Annotated in this window: 13 protein-coding genes; 8 read left to right on the forward strand and 5 right to left on the reverse strand. The window is 72.5% G+C overall.

What is annotated here, in order from left to right; translation table 11 throughout:
- Positions 1 to 6: 6 nt before the first annotated feature.
- Entirely contained in the window at positions 7 to 2,871 is a 2,865-nt protein-coding gene (locus OG698_RS13340) for a DEAD/DEAH box helicase (RefSeq protein ID WP_406103245.1), read from the reverse strand.
- A 223-nt stretch (positions 2,872 to 3,094) separates the two neighbouring features.
- Here OG698_RS13340 and OG698_RS13345 point away from each other — a divergent pair, with 223 nt between their 5' ends.
- The 3 genes from OG698_RS13345 to OG698_RS13355 all read left to right on the forward strand — a co-directional run bounded on the left by OG698_RS13345 (position 3,095) and on the right by OG698_RS13355 (position 4,931).
- Positions 3,095 to 3,688, forward strand: coding sequence for a histidine phosphatase family protein (locus OG698_RS13345; protein ID WP_406103246.1), 594 nt, complete (start codon positions 3,095 to 3,097; stop codon positions 3,686 to 3,688).
- A gap of 93 nt (positions 3,689 to 3,781) precedes the next feature.
- The gene (locus tag OG698_RS13350) at positions 3,782 to 4,420 is read left to right on the forward strand and encodes a hypothetical protein (RefSeq protein WP_406103247.1); all 639 of its coding nucleotides are present in this window, start codon (positions 3,782 to 3,784) and stop codon (positions 4,418 to 4,420) included.
- 88 nt (positions 4,421 to 4,508) lie between these two features.
- Positions 4,509 to 4,931 carry an acyl-CoA thioesterase gene (locus OG698_RS13355; RefSeq protein WP_406103248.1) on the forward strand — a complete coding sequence of 141 codons (423 nt, stop codon included), beginning with the start codon at positions 4,509 to 4,511 and terminating at the stop codon, positions 4,929 to 4,931.
- Positions 4,932 to 4,959: 28 nt separating this feature from the next.
- Here the strand turns inward: OG698_RS13355 and OG698_RS13360 are convergent, their stop codons facing one another.
- Complete coding sequence (locus tag OG698_RS13360) at positions 4,960 to 5,814, reverse strand: NAD(P)H-binding protein (RefSeq protein WP_406103249.1); 855 nt, start codon at positions 5,812 to 5,814, stop codon at positions 4,960 to 4,962.
- 102 nt (positions 5,815 to 5,916) lie between these two features.
- Between OG698_RS13360 and OG698_RS13365 the strand changes: the two genes are divergently transcribed.
- From OG698_RS13365 to OG698_RS13380, 4 genes are all read left to right on the forward strand, one after another.
- Entirely contained in the window at positions 5,917 to 6,804 is an 888-nt protein-coding gene (locus OG698_RS13365; protein ID WP_406111034.1) for a helix-turn-helix domain-containing protein, read from the forward strand.
- A gap of 196 nt (positions 6,805 to 7,000) precedes the next feature.
- Positions 7,001 to 7,825, forward strand: a complete 825-nt coding sequence (locus OG698_RS13370; RefSeq protein WP_406103250.1) for a chitosanase — start codon at positions 7,001 to 7,003, stop codon at positions 7,823 to 7,825.
- Positions 7,826 to 8,017: 192 nt separating this feature from the next.
- Positions 8,018 to 8,791, forward strand: coding sequence for a hypothetical protein (locus OG698_RS13375; RefSeq protein WP_406103251.1), 774 nt, complete (start codon positions 8,018 to 8,020; stop codon positions 8,789 to 8,791).
- Positions 8,782 to 8,943, forward strand: a complete 162-nt coding sequence (locus OG698_RS13380) for a hypothetical protein (protein ID WP_406103252.1) — start codon at positions 8,782 to 8,784, stop codon at positions 8,941 to 8,943. Before OG698_RS13375 ends, OG698_RS13380 begins: the two co-directional genes overlap by 10 nt.
- 60 nt (positions 8,944 to 9,003) lie before the next feature.
- Here the strand turns inward: OG698_RS13380 and OG698_RS13385 are convergent, their stop codons facing one another.
- A complete protein-coding gene (locus tag OG698_RS13385; protein WP_406103253.1) occupies positions 9,004 to 9,750 on the reverse strand; it encodes an AraC family transcriptional regulator in 747 nt (248 codons plus the stop codon).
- Between the two features lie 141 nt (positions 9,751 to 9,891).
- Between OG698_RS13385 and OG698_RS13390 the strand changes: the two genes are divergently transcribed.
- Positions 9,892 to 11,034: an MFS transporter gene (locus tag OG698_RS13390; protein WP_406111036.1), complete on the forward strand. Its 1,143-nt coding sequence runs from the start codon at positions 9,892 to 9,894 to the stop codon at positions 11,032 to 11,034.
- Positions 11,035 to 11,258: 224 nt separating this feature from the next.
- Here OG698_RS13390 and OG698_RS13395 read toward each other — a convergent pair whose 3' ends face one another.
- Both OG698_RS13395 and OG698_RS13400 read right to left on the reverse strand, forming a co-directional pair.
- Positions 11,259 to 12,635: a nucleobase:cation symporter-2 family protein gene (locus OG698_RS13395; protein ID WP_384249359.1), complete on the reverse strand. Its 1,377-nt coding sequence runs from the start codon at positions 12,633 to 12,635 to the stop codon at positions 11,259 to 11,261.
- Between the two features lie 395 nt (positions 12,636 to 13,030).
- Entirely contained in the window at positions 13,031 to 14,419 is a 1,389-nt protein-coding gene (locus OG698_RS13400) for an 8-oxoguanine deaminase (RefSeq protein ID WP_406103254.1), read from the reverse strand.
- Positions 14,420 to 14,488 lie beyond the last annotated feature (69 nt).

Here is a 14,488-nt window from a genome sequence, read left to right on the forward strand (position 1 = left end):
TCCGTGTCATGCCGTCCTCCTGAGGGAGACGAGGTCGGCGAGCTCCCGGTCGGTCAGCTCGGTCAGGGCGGCTTCGCCGGAGCCGAGCACGGCGTCCGCGAGGGCCTTCTTGGCGGCGAGCATCTCGGCGATGCGGTCCTCGACGGTGCCCTCGGTGATGAGGCGGTGGACCTGGACCGGCTGGGTCTGGCCGATGCGGTAGGCGCGGTCGGTGGCCTGCTCCTCGACGGCCGGGTTCCACCAGCGGTCGAAGTGGACGACGTGGCCCGCGCGGGTGAGGTTCAGGCCGGTGCCGGCGGCCTTCAGCGAGAGCAGGAAGACGGGGACCTCGCCGGACTGGAAGCGGTCGACCATGCGCTCGCGTTCGGCCACGGGGGTACCGCCGTGCAGGAGTTGGGACGGGATCGCGCGGGCGGCGAGGTGGGTCGCGAGGAGGCGGGCCATGGACACGTACTGCGTGAAGACGAGGACGGAGCCGTCCTCCGCGAGGATCGTGTCGAGGAGTTCGTCGAGCAGGGCGAGCTTGCCGGAGCGGCCGGTGAGGCGGGCCCGCTGGCCTTCCGCCTCCTTGAGGAACTGCGCCGGGTGGTTGCAGATCTGCTTGAGCGACGTCAGGAGCTTCATGATCAGGCCGCGGCGTGCGATGCCTTCGGCGGCCTCGATCTCCGCCATCGTCTCGCGGACGACCGCCTCGTAGAGCGAGGCCTGTTCGCGGGTGAGGGGGGCCGGGTGGTCCGACTCGGTCTTCGGCGGCAGCTCGGGGACGATCCCGGGGTCGGACTTCTTGCGGCGGAGCAGGAACGGCCGCACGAGGCGGGCCAGGCGCTCGACGGCCTCGGCGTCCTCACCGGTCTCGACGGCGCGCGCGTGCCGTGCGCGGAAGGACTTGAGCGGGCCGAGCAGTCCAGGGGTCGTCCAGTCGAGCAGGGCCCACAGCTCGGAGAGGTTGTTCTCCACGGGGGTGCCGGTGAGCGCGATGCGGGCGGGCGACGGGATCGCGCGCAGCGCCTTGGCGGTGGCGGAGAAGGGGTTCTTGATGTGCTGCGCCTCGTCGGCGACGACCATGCCCCAGGTGTGCCCGGCCAGTTCGGCGGCGCGGGTGCGCAGGGTGCCGTACGTGGTGAGGACGAAGCCGCCTGCGAGCCCGTCGAGGGTGCGGTCCGTGCCGTGGAAGCGGCGGACGGGGACGCCGGGGGCGAAGCGGGTGATCTCCCGCTGCCAGTTCCCGAGGAGTGACGCCGGGCAGACGACGAGGGTGGGCGCCGCCTTGTTCCTGCGCAGGTGGAGCGCGATGAGGGTGACCGTCTTGCCGAGGCCCATGTCGTCGGCGAGGCAGCCGCCGAGGCCCAGCGAGGTCATGAGGTCGAGCCAGGCCAGGCCCCGCAGCTGGTAGTCGCGGAGCGTGGCGTGCAGGCCCGCGGGCTGGGTGACGGCGGCGGGGCCTTCGACGAGGCGGTCGCGGAGGTGGGCGAGGACGCCGGTGGGGACGGCCTCGACGCGCTCGCCGTCGATGTCGGCCTCGCCGGTGAGGGCCACGGCGAGGGCGTCGACGGGTTGGAGCAGTCCCAGCTCGCGTTTGCGGGCCTTGCGTACGAGGTCGGGGTCGACGACGACCCACTGGTCGCGCAGCCGGACGACGGGCCGGTGGGACTCGGCGAGTTCGTCCATCTCGCGCTCGGAGAGGGGGTCGCCGTCGAGCGCCAACTGCCAGTTGAACTTGAGGAGTTCCTCGCCGTCGAAGAACGGGGTGCCGTCGGTGGCGGAGCCGGGCGCGGCGGCGCGCACCACGGCGGTGGCGGTGAGGGCGCGGGCCAGGTCCCTGGGCCAGTGGACCTCGACGCCCGCGTCCGCGAGGCGGGCCGCGGCCGGGCCGAGCAGGTCGAGCAGCTCGCCCTCGGAGAGTGCGAGGACGTCGGGCACGTCACGCTCCAGGACGCGGCCGAGCGGGGGCCAGACGCGGGCGGCGCGGCGCAGGGCGAGGACGGCGTCGATCCTGGCGCGCGGCCCGAAGTGCGCGTCGCCGTCACCGGCCCAGAGCCGCGCCGCGTCGACGACCTGCGTGGGGTCGGCGAGGCTGTGCACCTGGACGAGGGCGGCCCCGGCTCGCCGCCGCTCCTCGGCTCCTGGGCCTCCCGGGCCGTCCTCACCGGCGGAGGCGGGGTCGGTGGCATCGGCAGCGTCGTCCGTGTCGAAGAGCGTGAAGTTCGAGAGGTCCAGGCGCAGGGACACCCGTACGCCCGCGTCCATACCGGCGGCCGCCTCGACCGCCCAGGCACGCGCGCGGGGCAGGTGCTGCGGCGCGAAGGAGGCGAAGGGCGCCCCGGCCGCAAAGGGGGCGGCGGGGCTGCGCGGCAGGGAGTCGGCGACCGCGTCGAGGAACGCGCGCACAAGGGCCTCGGGCTCGGGCAGCCGCAGCGGCTTGGAGCCCTCGACGGGCGCGGCATGGGCCTCGTACGGCATGGCGGCGGCGATGGCGCGCAGCTGTGCGATGTCGTCCGCGTCGAGCGGTCCCGCGCGCCACGCGTCGTGGTCGGAGGGGGTGAGGCCGGGCAGGAGGCGGCCGCGGCCCACGAGGTGCAGGGCGTGCAGGGCGGCGGCGCCCCAGCAGGCCGCGGCGGGGTGGGCGCCAGGGGTGTGGCGGGCCCGGACGAGCAGGGGCAGGGCTTCGGTGACGGGCAGCCGGACTGCGGGCACGGTCCGGGCGCGGGCGCCCGCGCCGTGCGGCCGGACGACGGTGAGCGGAGTGGCGCCCGGCAGGTCCGTGCCGTCCGGGTGCCAGAACGCGACGATGCTCTCGCGCGGCAGGGGCGCGGGAAGGAACACGGCAGCCGCGGCGACGGTGACGCCCCTGTGGTCGATCTGCTCCGTCATGGCCGGGCTCCTTTCCCTGGTCGGCAGGCATGGGTACGCCCTGGTCGGTCCGGCGTGCGTCGCCCTCGTCCGGCGGGACCGGCGACGTCTACGACCTTACGGGCGGGGTCTGACAATCAAGGCCGGGCGTCCCTCCCGCACCGCGTGTACGGTTCGAACGACGGGTCCGGGCAAGATCGCCGGGCCCGACCGACGGCAGCCTCGGAGAGAACAGGACAGTCGCATGGGTGACCTGCTGCTGGTCCGGCACGGCGAGACCGAGTGGGCCCTGTCCGGGCAGCACACGAGCTGGACCGACATCCCGCTGACGGAGAACGGCCGCGAGCAGGCCCGCAAGCTCGCCCCGCTCGTCGGCAGCTATCACGTCGGTGCCGTCTTCTCGAGCCCGAAGGTGCGGGCGCACGAGACCGCGAAGCTCGCGGGGCTCGGGAACGTACGAGTCGATGCCGACCTCTGCGAGTGGGACTACGGCGCCTACGAGGGCATCACGACGCTCGAGATCCAGCGCACCCGGCCCAACTGGTTCCTCTTCACGGACGGGGTCGCGCCGGGACCTCCCGAGCACCCCGGTGAGAGCCCCGAAGAGGTGGGGGCGCGGGCCGACCGCATGATCGCGAAGGTCGACGCCGCGCTCTCGGAGAACGAGGGCAGCGTCGTCCTCGTCGGCCACGGCCACTTCCTGCGGGTCCTCACGGCGCGCAGGCTCGGCCTGCCACCGGCGGACGGCGCGCACTTCCTGCTGGCGACGGGCACGGTCAGCAGGCTCAGCACGGAGCACGGCCGCCCGGTCGTCGCCAGCTGGAATCTGCGGCCCTGACAAGCCATCGGACCGGGCCGTTGTCAGACCCGTGCTGCACCATCGGAACGTACGGAGCACGTACCGGACGAGGGACGGAATCAGGGGGGCGCCATGGCCAGGCCGCTGTCCGCCGCGCAGCGGCGCATCGTCGACGAGGCCGACCCGGTCACCGGGCGGCTGAAGGGCGGTGACGCCCAGCTCGCGCGCCTCGTCCTGATGAAGCTCGCGTTCCGGCACCCGCGACCTCCCCACGACCACTTCCTGACGCCGGCCGGACACCGGATACGGGAGGCGGGGGACGAACCGGAGCGCGCCGAGCAGCCCCCGCCGCCGGAGCCTTCGGGCGGCGGCCCGTTCGCGGCGCGGGTGGGCGGAGAGGCGCCGGTGCCGGGCGGTGCGGCGCGGGCGCGCGAGGTGAGCAGTGCCTGGCAGGGGCTCGTGGAGATGCGCCGGATGACCAATCCGGGCGGTGTCACCGACCGCCCGTGCGCCTGGGAGCGCGCGCATCTGGTGCAGGCCGCCGCCCTCGCCCTGGAGGCGGCGGGCTGCCGTCCGGCGGAGGGTGACACCGGGGACGGCTACCGTGTCGGCGGCACACCACAGCCGGAGGCCGTGGCGGTACGGGGGCGCGGGCCGGACGGAATCGCGGGCTGCGCCGCCGCGTTGGAGCGGGCGGGGTGGCAGGTCGGCGAGCACGCGGAACCCCGCACCGGGGGGCGGTACTTGCTGGCGTCACCGCGAAGATCATGACGATCGAGCAGCAGACGTAGCACCCGAAACAGAAGCCGTAGTGGCTGTACCAACCGCATTAGCCGTAGTAGTCGTCGAAGGGGAAATCGTGGCCGAGCCGTTCACCGTGCGCATTCAAGTGCGCGGGTACGAGACCGACTCGCAGGGGCACCTCAATCAGAGCGTGTATCTGCAGTACGCGGAGCACGCGCGATGGGTGCTGCTCCAGCACGGCGGGATCCGGCAGGCCGACCTGCTGGCGAAGGGGGTCGGCCCGGTCGCCCTGGAGACGACCATCCGCTACCGCCGAGAGCTGCACGCGGGCGACGAAGTGGACGTGAGCTGCGCGTTCGTGTGGACGGAGGGCAAGACGTTCCGGATCGAGCAGTCGATACACAAGACCGACGGCACGCTCGCGGCGGAACTGACGAGTGCGGGCGGCCTGATGGACCTCAAGGAGCGCAGGCTCGTGGCGGATCCGCGCGAGTACTTCCGGGCACTCGCGTCGGATCCACGCGCCTTCGGCCTCTGATTCCCGACGGCCCTGGCCGAACGCCGCCTTAGACGAACGCCCCCTTGTGCTCTTCGGCCCACATGGCGAAGGTGCGGGGCGGGCGTCCGAGGATCCGTTCGACGTCGTCCGTGACGATCGCGTTGTGGCCGGCGCGGACGTACGCGAACCCTTCGAGGACACTGTCCACGGACTCCTCGGCGATGCCCGCGGCAAGCACGTACTCGCGGGCGGACTCCAGGGGCACCTCGACGGTCTCGACGGGGCGCCCGACCGCCGCGGCGATGGCGGCCGCCTGGTCGGGCACGGTGAGGAGTTCGGGTCCGGTGAGGGTGTAGACGCGGCCGGTGTGCCCGTCGGCGAGGAGGGTCTCCACGGCGGCCTCGGCGATGTCGCGCGGGTCGATCACGCCCTGGGCGCCGTCCGCGAACTGGTTGGGGACGGGCCGCCCGGCCCGGATCTCCGGTGCCGACCACAGGAAGTTCGACGCGAACGTCGTGGGGCGCAGTACGGTCCACTCCAAGTCGCCCGCCCGGAGCGCCTCTTCGCCCGGGACGTGCCACATGCCGAAACGTCCGGCGCCCGGCTCGCCCGTGCCGATCGCCGAGAGCTTCACGACCCTGCGCACGCCGGCCGCCCGCGCCTCGTCCAGCAGGGCCTTGTCCTGCGCGCCGGGCCCGGACCCCGAGCCGGGCAGGGTCACCATGAAGACGGCCGTCGCGCCGGCCACCGCCGCGCCGAGGGTCTCCGGGTCGTCGAGGTCCCCTCGGACGACCTCGGTGGCGGGGCCGAACGCGGCGCGGGCCGGATCACGGGTCAGGGCGCGGTGCGGGACACCACGCGTGGCCAGGAGGCGGGTCACTTCACTGCCGATGGTGCCGGTGGCACCGGTGATGAGGATCATGGCTGCAACGCTGCCGGTCAACGGGCCCCCGTAGCTAGGAAATTCCGGCACAGCCGGCGGGCCCCGGACGGCACACCCCCCGGTTAACGTGGAGAGGTGACCATGCTGCGGGACAGGACGGCGGAACAGGCGGGGGCGCCGTACCACACCGGCACCCCCGGGCGGTACGGCACCCCTCTCGCGCCGCCCGAGGCGCTGCGGCCCTGGATCACCGAGATCGACTCGATCAACTCCGTCGGCTCTTCGGACTTCGGTCAGGGGGACGCAAGGCCGATCACCCACGTCCCGGACGCGGCGACGCGTCTGGTGTTCCGTGTGCTGCCGGACGGCGGCACCGACGTGGTCGCCATCGGTCCGCGCACCAAGGCCTCGTACTACGAGGAGAAGCGGCTCCCGATGTGTCTGCAGCTGCGGTTCCGGCCCGGGGCCGCGCGACCGCTGCTAGGGGTGTCCACACGCGAACTCGTGGGCCGTGCAGAGCCGTTGGAGTCGCTGCCGGGCGAGGCGGGCCGACGGCTCGCGCGCGGGCTCGCGGCCCTCGGGCCCGCCCCGGACCCGGACGCCGTACTCGCGCGCATGACGGAGCTGCTGCCGGACGGTCTCACGCCGCGCGACCGTGGCGAGCGCGCCCGCGACGGCCTGGTGCGGGCGGCGGTGGAGGCGCTGTCGACGGCCCCGGGCCGCGACCGGCCGGGGACGGTCACCGAGGTGGCCCGGCAACTCGCCGTCAGTGAGCGACAGTTGCGCAATCTCTTCGCGGACGGCGTCGGACTGTCCCCCAAGCACTTCGCGCGGATCGACCGGGTGCGCCAGGTGCTCGCCGGCGCGGGCGCCGAGGAGCACCCGCGGTGGGCCGGGCTCGCGCACGCCACCGGTTACTACGACCAGTCGCACATGACGGCGGAGTTCCGCGCACTGCTCGGCGTACCGCCGACGGCGTTCGTCACGGGACGCCTCCCGGCCGCGCGCCCCTGCGGCCCGGGCCGCTGATCCCACCGGCGCCCCACCCACCCCCTCCCCACATACAAAACCGCCGTTCACGTGCGGGAACGGCCCGCGGGAGCACATCGACCCCCGCTCCACACCCCCAACTCCCCTCCGCTTGACGGGTATACGTCACCCACAATCTCTGGTAGGAAACCTTCCTAACAGTTCGCGGAAGAACGAGCTCCCCCATGGAGGTCCCGTGCACACCCCCCACATACGCACGTCGCGTCGCACCCTGCTCGCCCTGATCGGCGCCTCGGTCGTCGCGGCCCCGCTCCTCACGACCCAGCTCGCGACGGCCACGCCCGTCTCCGCGAGCGGGCTCGACGACCCGGCGAAGAAGGAGATCGCCATGAAGCTGGTGTCGAGCGCGGAGAACTCCTCGCTCGACTGGAAGGCCCAGTACGGCTACATCGAGGACATCGGTGACGGCCGCGGCTACACCGCCGGGATCATCGGCTTCTGTTCCGGCACCGGCGACATGCTCGACCTCGTGGAGCTGTACACGCAGCGCAAGCCCGGCAACGTCCTCGCGAAGTACCTGCCCGCCCTGCGCGAGGTGGACGGCACCGACTCGCACGACGGCCTCGACCCCGACTACCCGCGCGACTGGGAGAAGGCGGCCGAGGACTCCGCGTTCCAGCAGGCCCAGAACGACGAGCGCGACCGCGTGTACTTCAACCCGGCGGTCTCACAGGGCAAGGCGGACGGCATCGGCACGCTCGGCCAGTTCGCGTACTACGACGCCATCGTGATGCACGGCGACGGCGATGACGCGACGAGCTTCCGCAACATCCGCAAGCGCGCCCTCGCCCAGGCCCAGCCGCCGGCGCAGGGCGGCGACGAGGTCGCGTACCTGAACGCGTTCCTCGACGCTCGGGTGTGGGCCATGAAGCAGGAGGAGGCCCACAGCGACACGAGCCGCGTCGACACCGCGCAGCGCGTCTTCCTCGAGAACGGCAATCTGAACCTGGACCCGCCGCTCGACTGGAAGGTGTACGGGGACAGCTACCACATCGACTGACAACTCCCTTCCCAAGGCGGCGCGTTCGGCACTCGCGAGGGCCGGGCGCGCCGCTTGCGCCTGCACCGAACGGCCCATCCGCCCCTTGCCCCCGGCTCACCATGATCGCTACGGTCCCGGGCAGCCGTCCGTCTACGCGCGTCACCCCGATGCGATGCCCCCGAGCGTCACCCCGAAGCGAGAGGCCCGCCCATGCAGCTCCGCCACAAGTCACTGCTCGCCGCCGCCACCGCGACCCTTGCCTTGGTGACGGCAGGCCAGGCGGGGGCCGCGGGCCCCTCGGCGCAGGTCGGCGGCGATGTGAAATCCGGCGTCAGCGGGCTCGCCCTCACCGGGCACTCCGACGGAACGGTCCACGCGCTCATCGTGCGCGACAACAAGAAGCCGGGCGACAACCGGATCCCCCAACTCACCTACAGCGAGGGCGGGTCCGCCTCCGCCGACGTCACCCCGGTCACCTGGGACGGCGCGGAGCCGACCGACCTGGAGGCCGTCGAGGCGGTGCCTGGCACACCCGGCGAATATGTGGCCCTGGCCGGCCGGGGACTCGTCTACCACCTCCGGCGGACCGGCAGCACGGTGAAGGTGCTCGACCTCTCGCCGCTCCCCGGGATCCGCGAGGGCGACGACTTCGAGAGCTTCGCACTGGCCTCGAACCAGGGGAAGCTCGCGGCGGTGTGGGCGGACCGGGGAGACGGGGCCGGGCGGCCCGCGACGGTCTTCGCGGCGCCGTTCTCCTACAGCGAGTACGGGGACGCGAAGTTCGGGGCGCTTCAGCAGGCGTCGTTCCGGGCGCCGTACCCGACGGGTGACGTCCGGCACGTGTCCGACATCTCGGTGACCGGTGACGGGCGGATGCTCGTCTCCTCGGCGTCGGACGCGGGGGACGACGGGCCGTTCGACTCGGCGGTGAGTGCGGCGGGACGCGTGCGGATCTCGGGGTCGGGTGCGGTGCGGTGCGGCTGACGGTCTCCACGTCGCCTGCGGTACTGGGGAAGTTCACGGGGTTCAAGGTCGAGGCGCTGGAGTGTGTGCCCGGTTCGCGTGACGCGGTGCTCGGCACGGACGACGAGAACAAGGGCGGTTCGGTCAGGACGGCCGCCCTGTGCGGAAGCTGACCGCGACACCACGGACGGCCCGGACAGCCCGGACAGCCAAGGGACACGTGATGAGAAGCCCTAGGGCCTCCGGCTGTGCTCCCCCGGCGTGGTGCCGAACGCGCGGCGGAACACGTCGATGAAGGCGCTGGTGGAGGACCAGCCGCAGCGGTGCGCGACCGTTGTGACCGGCTCGCCCTCCGCCAGCATCCGCAGCGCGTGGTAGAGGCGGAGCTGGGTGCGCCATTGGGGGAAGGTCATCCCCAGTTCGCGGCGGAAGAGGCGGCTCAGCGTGCGTTCACCGGCTCCGGACGCCCTCCCGAGCGCGGCCAGGGGGCGGGCGTCGGCCGGGTCGTCGTACAGGAGGGCGCAGACCGCTTTGAGGCGCGGGTCGGTGGGGGTGGGGAGTTGGAGGGGCTGCTGCGGGGATGCGCGTAGCTGGTCGAGGAGGACGGCGCGCAGGCGCCTGCTCTCGGGGCTGTCGTCGTCGGGGTCGCGGGTGGCGGCGAGGAGCAGTTCGCGCAGCAGCGGACTGACGGTCAGGACGGTGGGCGCGTCCAGGCCGAGCGGGTTGACCCGGGCGGGCAGGCCGAGCGTGTGCAGGGCGAGGTGCCCGTGGGCGCGGTGGGCGTGGACGCAGCCGGCCGGTACCCAGATGGCGCGGGTGCCGGGCGCGAACCAGGTGCCGGCGTCGGTGGTGACGGCGAGGACTCCCGAGCCCGCGTAGACGATCTGGTGCTCGTCGTGCCGGTGCGGGTCGATCCGCCCGCCCGCCGCCAGCGTCCGGGTGCGGGTGGGTGCCTGCGGAGTGTGGCGGACATCCGGCATACGTTGGCACTTTATCGGAAGCGCGCCACGGCGGCCCGTACGGACGATGGACGGGTGTCAGACAACCGGACCTCCGTCTCCCCCGCGCCCACGACCGAACCAACAGCCGCCCCAGGACCCCCGGCCCGCCGGCGCGGGCCCATCACCCTGCTCGCTCTCGGGCACGCGTGCGTGGACGTCTACCAGGGCGCGGTGGCCGCCCTGGTGCCGTTCTTCGTCTCCGAGCGGGCCTACACGTATGCCGCCGCCTCCGGGATCGTCCTGGCCGCGTCGCTGCTGTCGTCGGTGGTGCAGCCGCTGTTCGGCGCGCTCACGGACCGGTGGGCGATGCCGTGGCTGCTGCCGGTGAGCTGCGTGGTGGGCGGGGCCGGTGTGGCGCTGGCCGGCGTCGGGGACTCGTACACCCTCACGCTGGTGGTGGTCGCGGTGTCCGGGATCGGGGTCGCCGCCTACCATCCTGAGGCCGCGCGCGTGGCCCGCGGCGCGAGCCGTGGCAGCCATACGGCGATGGGCTGGTTCTCGCTGGGCGGCAACCTCGGATTCGCGACCGCGCCCCTGCTGGTCTCGGCCGTCGTCGCCACCGGCGGGCTGCACGCGTCGCCGCTGCTGGTCGTCCCGGGCCTGGCCGGAGCGGCCCTGTGCGTGGCCGCGCTGCGCTCGGGCCGGAGAGCCGCCCCGGCGGCGGGCGGAGCCGCGCTCGAAGTGGACGGCAGGGACGACTGGCCGTCGTTCCTCAAGCTGACCGGCGCCATTGTGTGCCGCTCGATCGTCTTCGTCGGCCTGAGCGCGTTCATCTCCCTGTACGCGCGCCAGCGGGCGGGCGGCGGTGAAGCAGCGGGCACAGCCGCGCTGTTCGTGCTCTACATCGGCGGCGCGGTGGGCACCGTGGCGGGCGGCAGGCTCGCCACCCGCTTCGGCCGCGTGCCGGTGCTGCGCCGGTCGTACGCCCTGACGGTCCTCGCCGTCGCCGGGGTCGTCTGCGTCCCCGGTCCCGCGCTCTACCTGTGCGTGGCGCTGACGTCGGCCGGCCTGTACGTACCGTTCTCGCTGCACATCACGCTCGGCCAGGACTATCTGCCCCGGCGCGTGGGCACCGCGAGCGGCGTCACGCTGGGGCTTGCGGTCAGCGTCGGCGGGATCGCGAGCCCGGCGATCGGCGCCCTCGCGGACGCCGCGTCCCTGCGCACCGCGCTCGCGCCGCTGACCGTCCTGCCGGCGCTCGGCTGGCTGCTCGTACGGACGCTGCGCGAGCCCGGCGGACGGCCGGCGAAACAGGCGGAGTGACGGACAGCGCGGGAGGGCCGGTTCGGGCACCGTGGCCGAACCCGCCTTCCGACCCCGGTGGTTGAAGACAGGGTCCAGGCCGACCGCCAGGATGCAGTCCGTCGAGATACCCGAACCCAGGACGAAGGCCGGTCCCGTCGCGCCACGGCTCACCCGGGACCGGCAATCCGGTGTGATGGCACAGCAACTTCCGCCGTACGGTCGGCGGCGTCACGCCCGGTGCGTCAGTGCACCCCTGCCGCGGAAGACCCTGCCGACGCCGAGGACCCGGCGACCGTACGCGTCGACGCGATCTCACCGCCCGGTTCCATGGGGGCCGTCACGTCGTCCGCGTCGCCGCTGCGGCCGAGGTGGTTGAAGAGCAGATTGAGAATCACCGCGGCCACGCAGCCCGTGGAAATACCCGAATCCAGGATGATCTTCGCGGTCTCCGGGAACGCGTGGTAGAACTCCGGCGCCGCGATCGGGATGAGTCCGACGGCCAGCGAAACGGCCACGATCAGTACGTTGTTGTCCCGCTCCAGGTTCGCCTTGACGAGGGTCTGGATGCCGCTCGCCGCGACCGAGCCGAAGAGCACGACGCCCGCGCCGCCGAGAACGGGCCGGGGAACGACCGCGATCAGCGAGGCCGCCATCGGGCACAGGCCCATCAGGACGAGGAAGCCGCCGCCCGTGGCGACGACGTACCGGCTGCGGATCTTCGTCATCGCGACGAGGCCGATGTTCTGGGCGAACGCGCTGCACATGAAGCCGTTGAAGAACGGGCTGAGCGCCGAGCCGAGCGTGTCGGCCCGCAGGCCGGCCGCGATGGTCTTCTCATCGGCGGGACGCTCCACGATCTCACCGAGCGCCAGCATGTCGGCCGTGGACTCCGTCATCGAGACGACCATGACGACACACAGGGAGACGATCGCGGCGGCGGCGAACTGCGGGGCACCGAAGTGGAACGGCGTCGGGAAGCCGATGACGTCCGCGTCGCCGATCGGGCTGAAGTCCGTGACGCCGAAGGGGATCGCGACGAGGGTGCCGATGACCAGGCCGAGGAGTACGGCGATCTGCTTGACGAAGCCCGTGGTGAACCGGCGCAGCAACAGCACGATGACGAGAGTGATGCCCGCCAGCGTGAGATAGGTCGTCGAACCGTAGTCCTTCGCCGCGGGGTTGGGGCCCTGGGCCCAGCCGAACGCGACCGGCATCAGCGAGACGCCGATGAGGGTGATGACCGTGCCGGTCACGACCGGCGGGAAGAAGCGCACGAGCTTGCTGAAGAAGGGGGCCGCGATGAAGCCGAGAACGCCGGCGACGATCACCGCGCCGAAGATGACGGGCAGCGCGTCCTTCTTGTCGTCGGTCGAGTTGACGACGGCGATCATGGGGGCGACACCGGCGAAGGTGACGCCGTTGACGAACGGCAGACGGGCGCCGATCTTCCAGATGCCGAGGGTCTGGAGGAACGTGGCGAGCCCCGCGGTGAACAGGCAGGCGCCGGTCAGGAAGGTGAGTTCCTTGGGCGACAGGCCCACGGCGGCGCCCACGATGAGCGGCGGCGCGACGACGCCCGCGTACATGGCGGCGACGTGCTGGAGGCCGGTCGTCGCCATCTTCAGCGGCGGCAGCTTCTCGTCCACCGGGTGCTTGCCCGCAGGATGTTCGGTGTGCCCCTCGGATATCTCGTCGGGGGTGGTGCCTTGCTTGGTGAACCTGGGCTTGATGGCCACAGCGGCTCCTCCGTTTGTTTTCCAGTGCCTGGGCGGCACTCGCTTCTGGGAGGTGGTACGACGTGCAAGGACTTGCCGGTATTCGGTTGTGGGTACTGCGCCCAGGTAGTGCTGACCGCCCCGGGATCGTGAAGTGTTGGGCCACGATCCGGGGCGGCACTTGAGCAGCCCGCTCGGCAGCTCAAGTCCGGTCGGGGGCCGTCCCCCCCGACCGGAGTTCCAGGGTGGGAGGTGGCCGCCGGATCTCCGCGGCGTCGCTGAGATCCGGCGGCCACCTCCTACGCCTCGGCGGTGATCCGCGCGAGACGCTGGGCCTCCTGACGCGCATCGCGGGCGATGGCGTCCTCGTCGGCGTGCAGCAGGCGTCCGTCCTCGACGACCGGCTGTCCGTTGACGAGGGAGAGGGTGACCGGGGCCGCCGCGCCGAAGACGATGGCGGTGACCGGGTCGGCGATCGAGGAGTGCCCGATGCCGTCGATCTTCCACAGGACCAGGTCGGCGAGCTTACCCGCCTCCAGGGAGCCGATCTCGGCGGCGCGGCCCAGGACCCGGGCACCGCCGGCGGTGCCGAGCCTGAGCGCCTGACGGGCGTTCAGGGCGGCCTCGCGGTGGGCGCCGAGACGGTTGATGAGGAGTGCGTTGCGCAGCTCGGTGTGCAGTTCGCCGGACTCGTTGGACGCGGTGCCGTCGACGCCGAGACCGACCGGTACGCCCGCCTTGAGCATGTCCGGGACGCGGGCGATACCGGCCGCCAGACGGGCGTTGGACGACGGGCAGTGCGCGACACCCGTGCCCGTACGGGCGAAAGCGGCGATGTCCGAGTCGTTCATGTGGACGCAGTGCGCCATCCACACGTCCTCACCGAGCCAGCCCGTCGACTCGAAGTAGTCGGTCGGGCCCATGCCGAAGAGCTCGTGGCAGAACTTCTCCTCCTCGACCGTCTCGCTGCCGTGGGTGTGCAGCCTTACCCCGAGCCGGCGCGCCAACTCGGCGCCCTGCTTCATGAGTTCGGTGGACACGGAGAACGGCGAGCAGGGGGCGACGGCCACCTGGGTCATGGCGCCGAAGGAGGCGTCGTGGTGCTTCTTGACGGTCTCCTCGGTGGCCGCGAGCGCGCCCTCGAGGGTCTCGACCGCGAAGTCCGGCGGCAGGCCGCCGTCCTTCTCGCTGCGGTCCATGGAGCCGCGGGCGAGCGTGAAGCGGACACCCATGTCGGAGGCGGCGCCGATGATGGCGCCGGACAGGTCGCCGGAGCCCTGCGGGTACACGTAGTGGTGGTCCATCGCGGTGGTGACACCGCCGCGGGCCATCATCGCGAGGGAGCCCTGCGCGGCGACGCGGGCCATCTGCTCGTCGATGCGCGCCCACGTCGGGTACAGCGCGACCAGCCAGTTGAACAGGTTGTGGTCCGTGGCGAGGCCCCGGGTGATCCACTGGTAGAAGTGGTGGTGGGTGTTGATCAGGCCGGGCGTGACGAGGTGGCCGGTGCCGTCGACGCGGCGTACGACGTTCTCCAGGCCCGCGGGGGCCTGGCCTGCGCCGACGGACTCGATCTTGTTGTCGGCGACGACCACGTAACCCGAGGCGTACTCGGTGTCGTTGGCGTCGACGGTCGCGATGGCCGCGTTCTCGATGACGATGCGGGAAGGGGCTGCCGAGGGTGCCATGGTGCTTCCTTCATGGGTGAGTGGCGACGGGGGTTCCCCCTGCTCGAGCGAGCCGAGAGCTTGGGGGAG

It is taken from the genome of Streptomyces sp. NBC_01003 (assembly GCF_045162695.1).
Classification (GTDB): domain Bacteria; phylum Actinomycetota; class Actinomycetes; order Streptomycetales; family Streptomycetaceae; genus Streptomyces.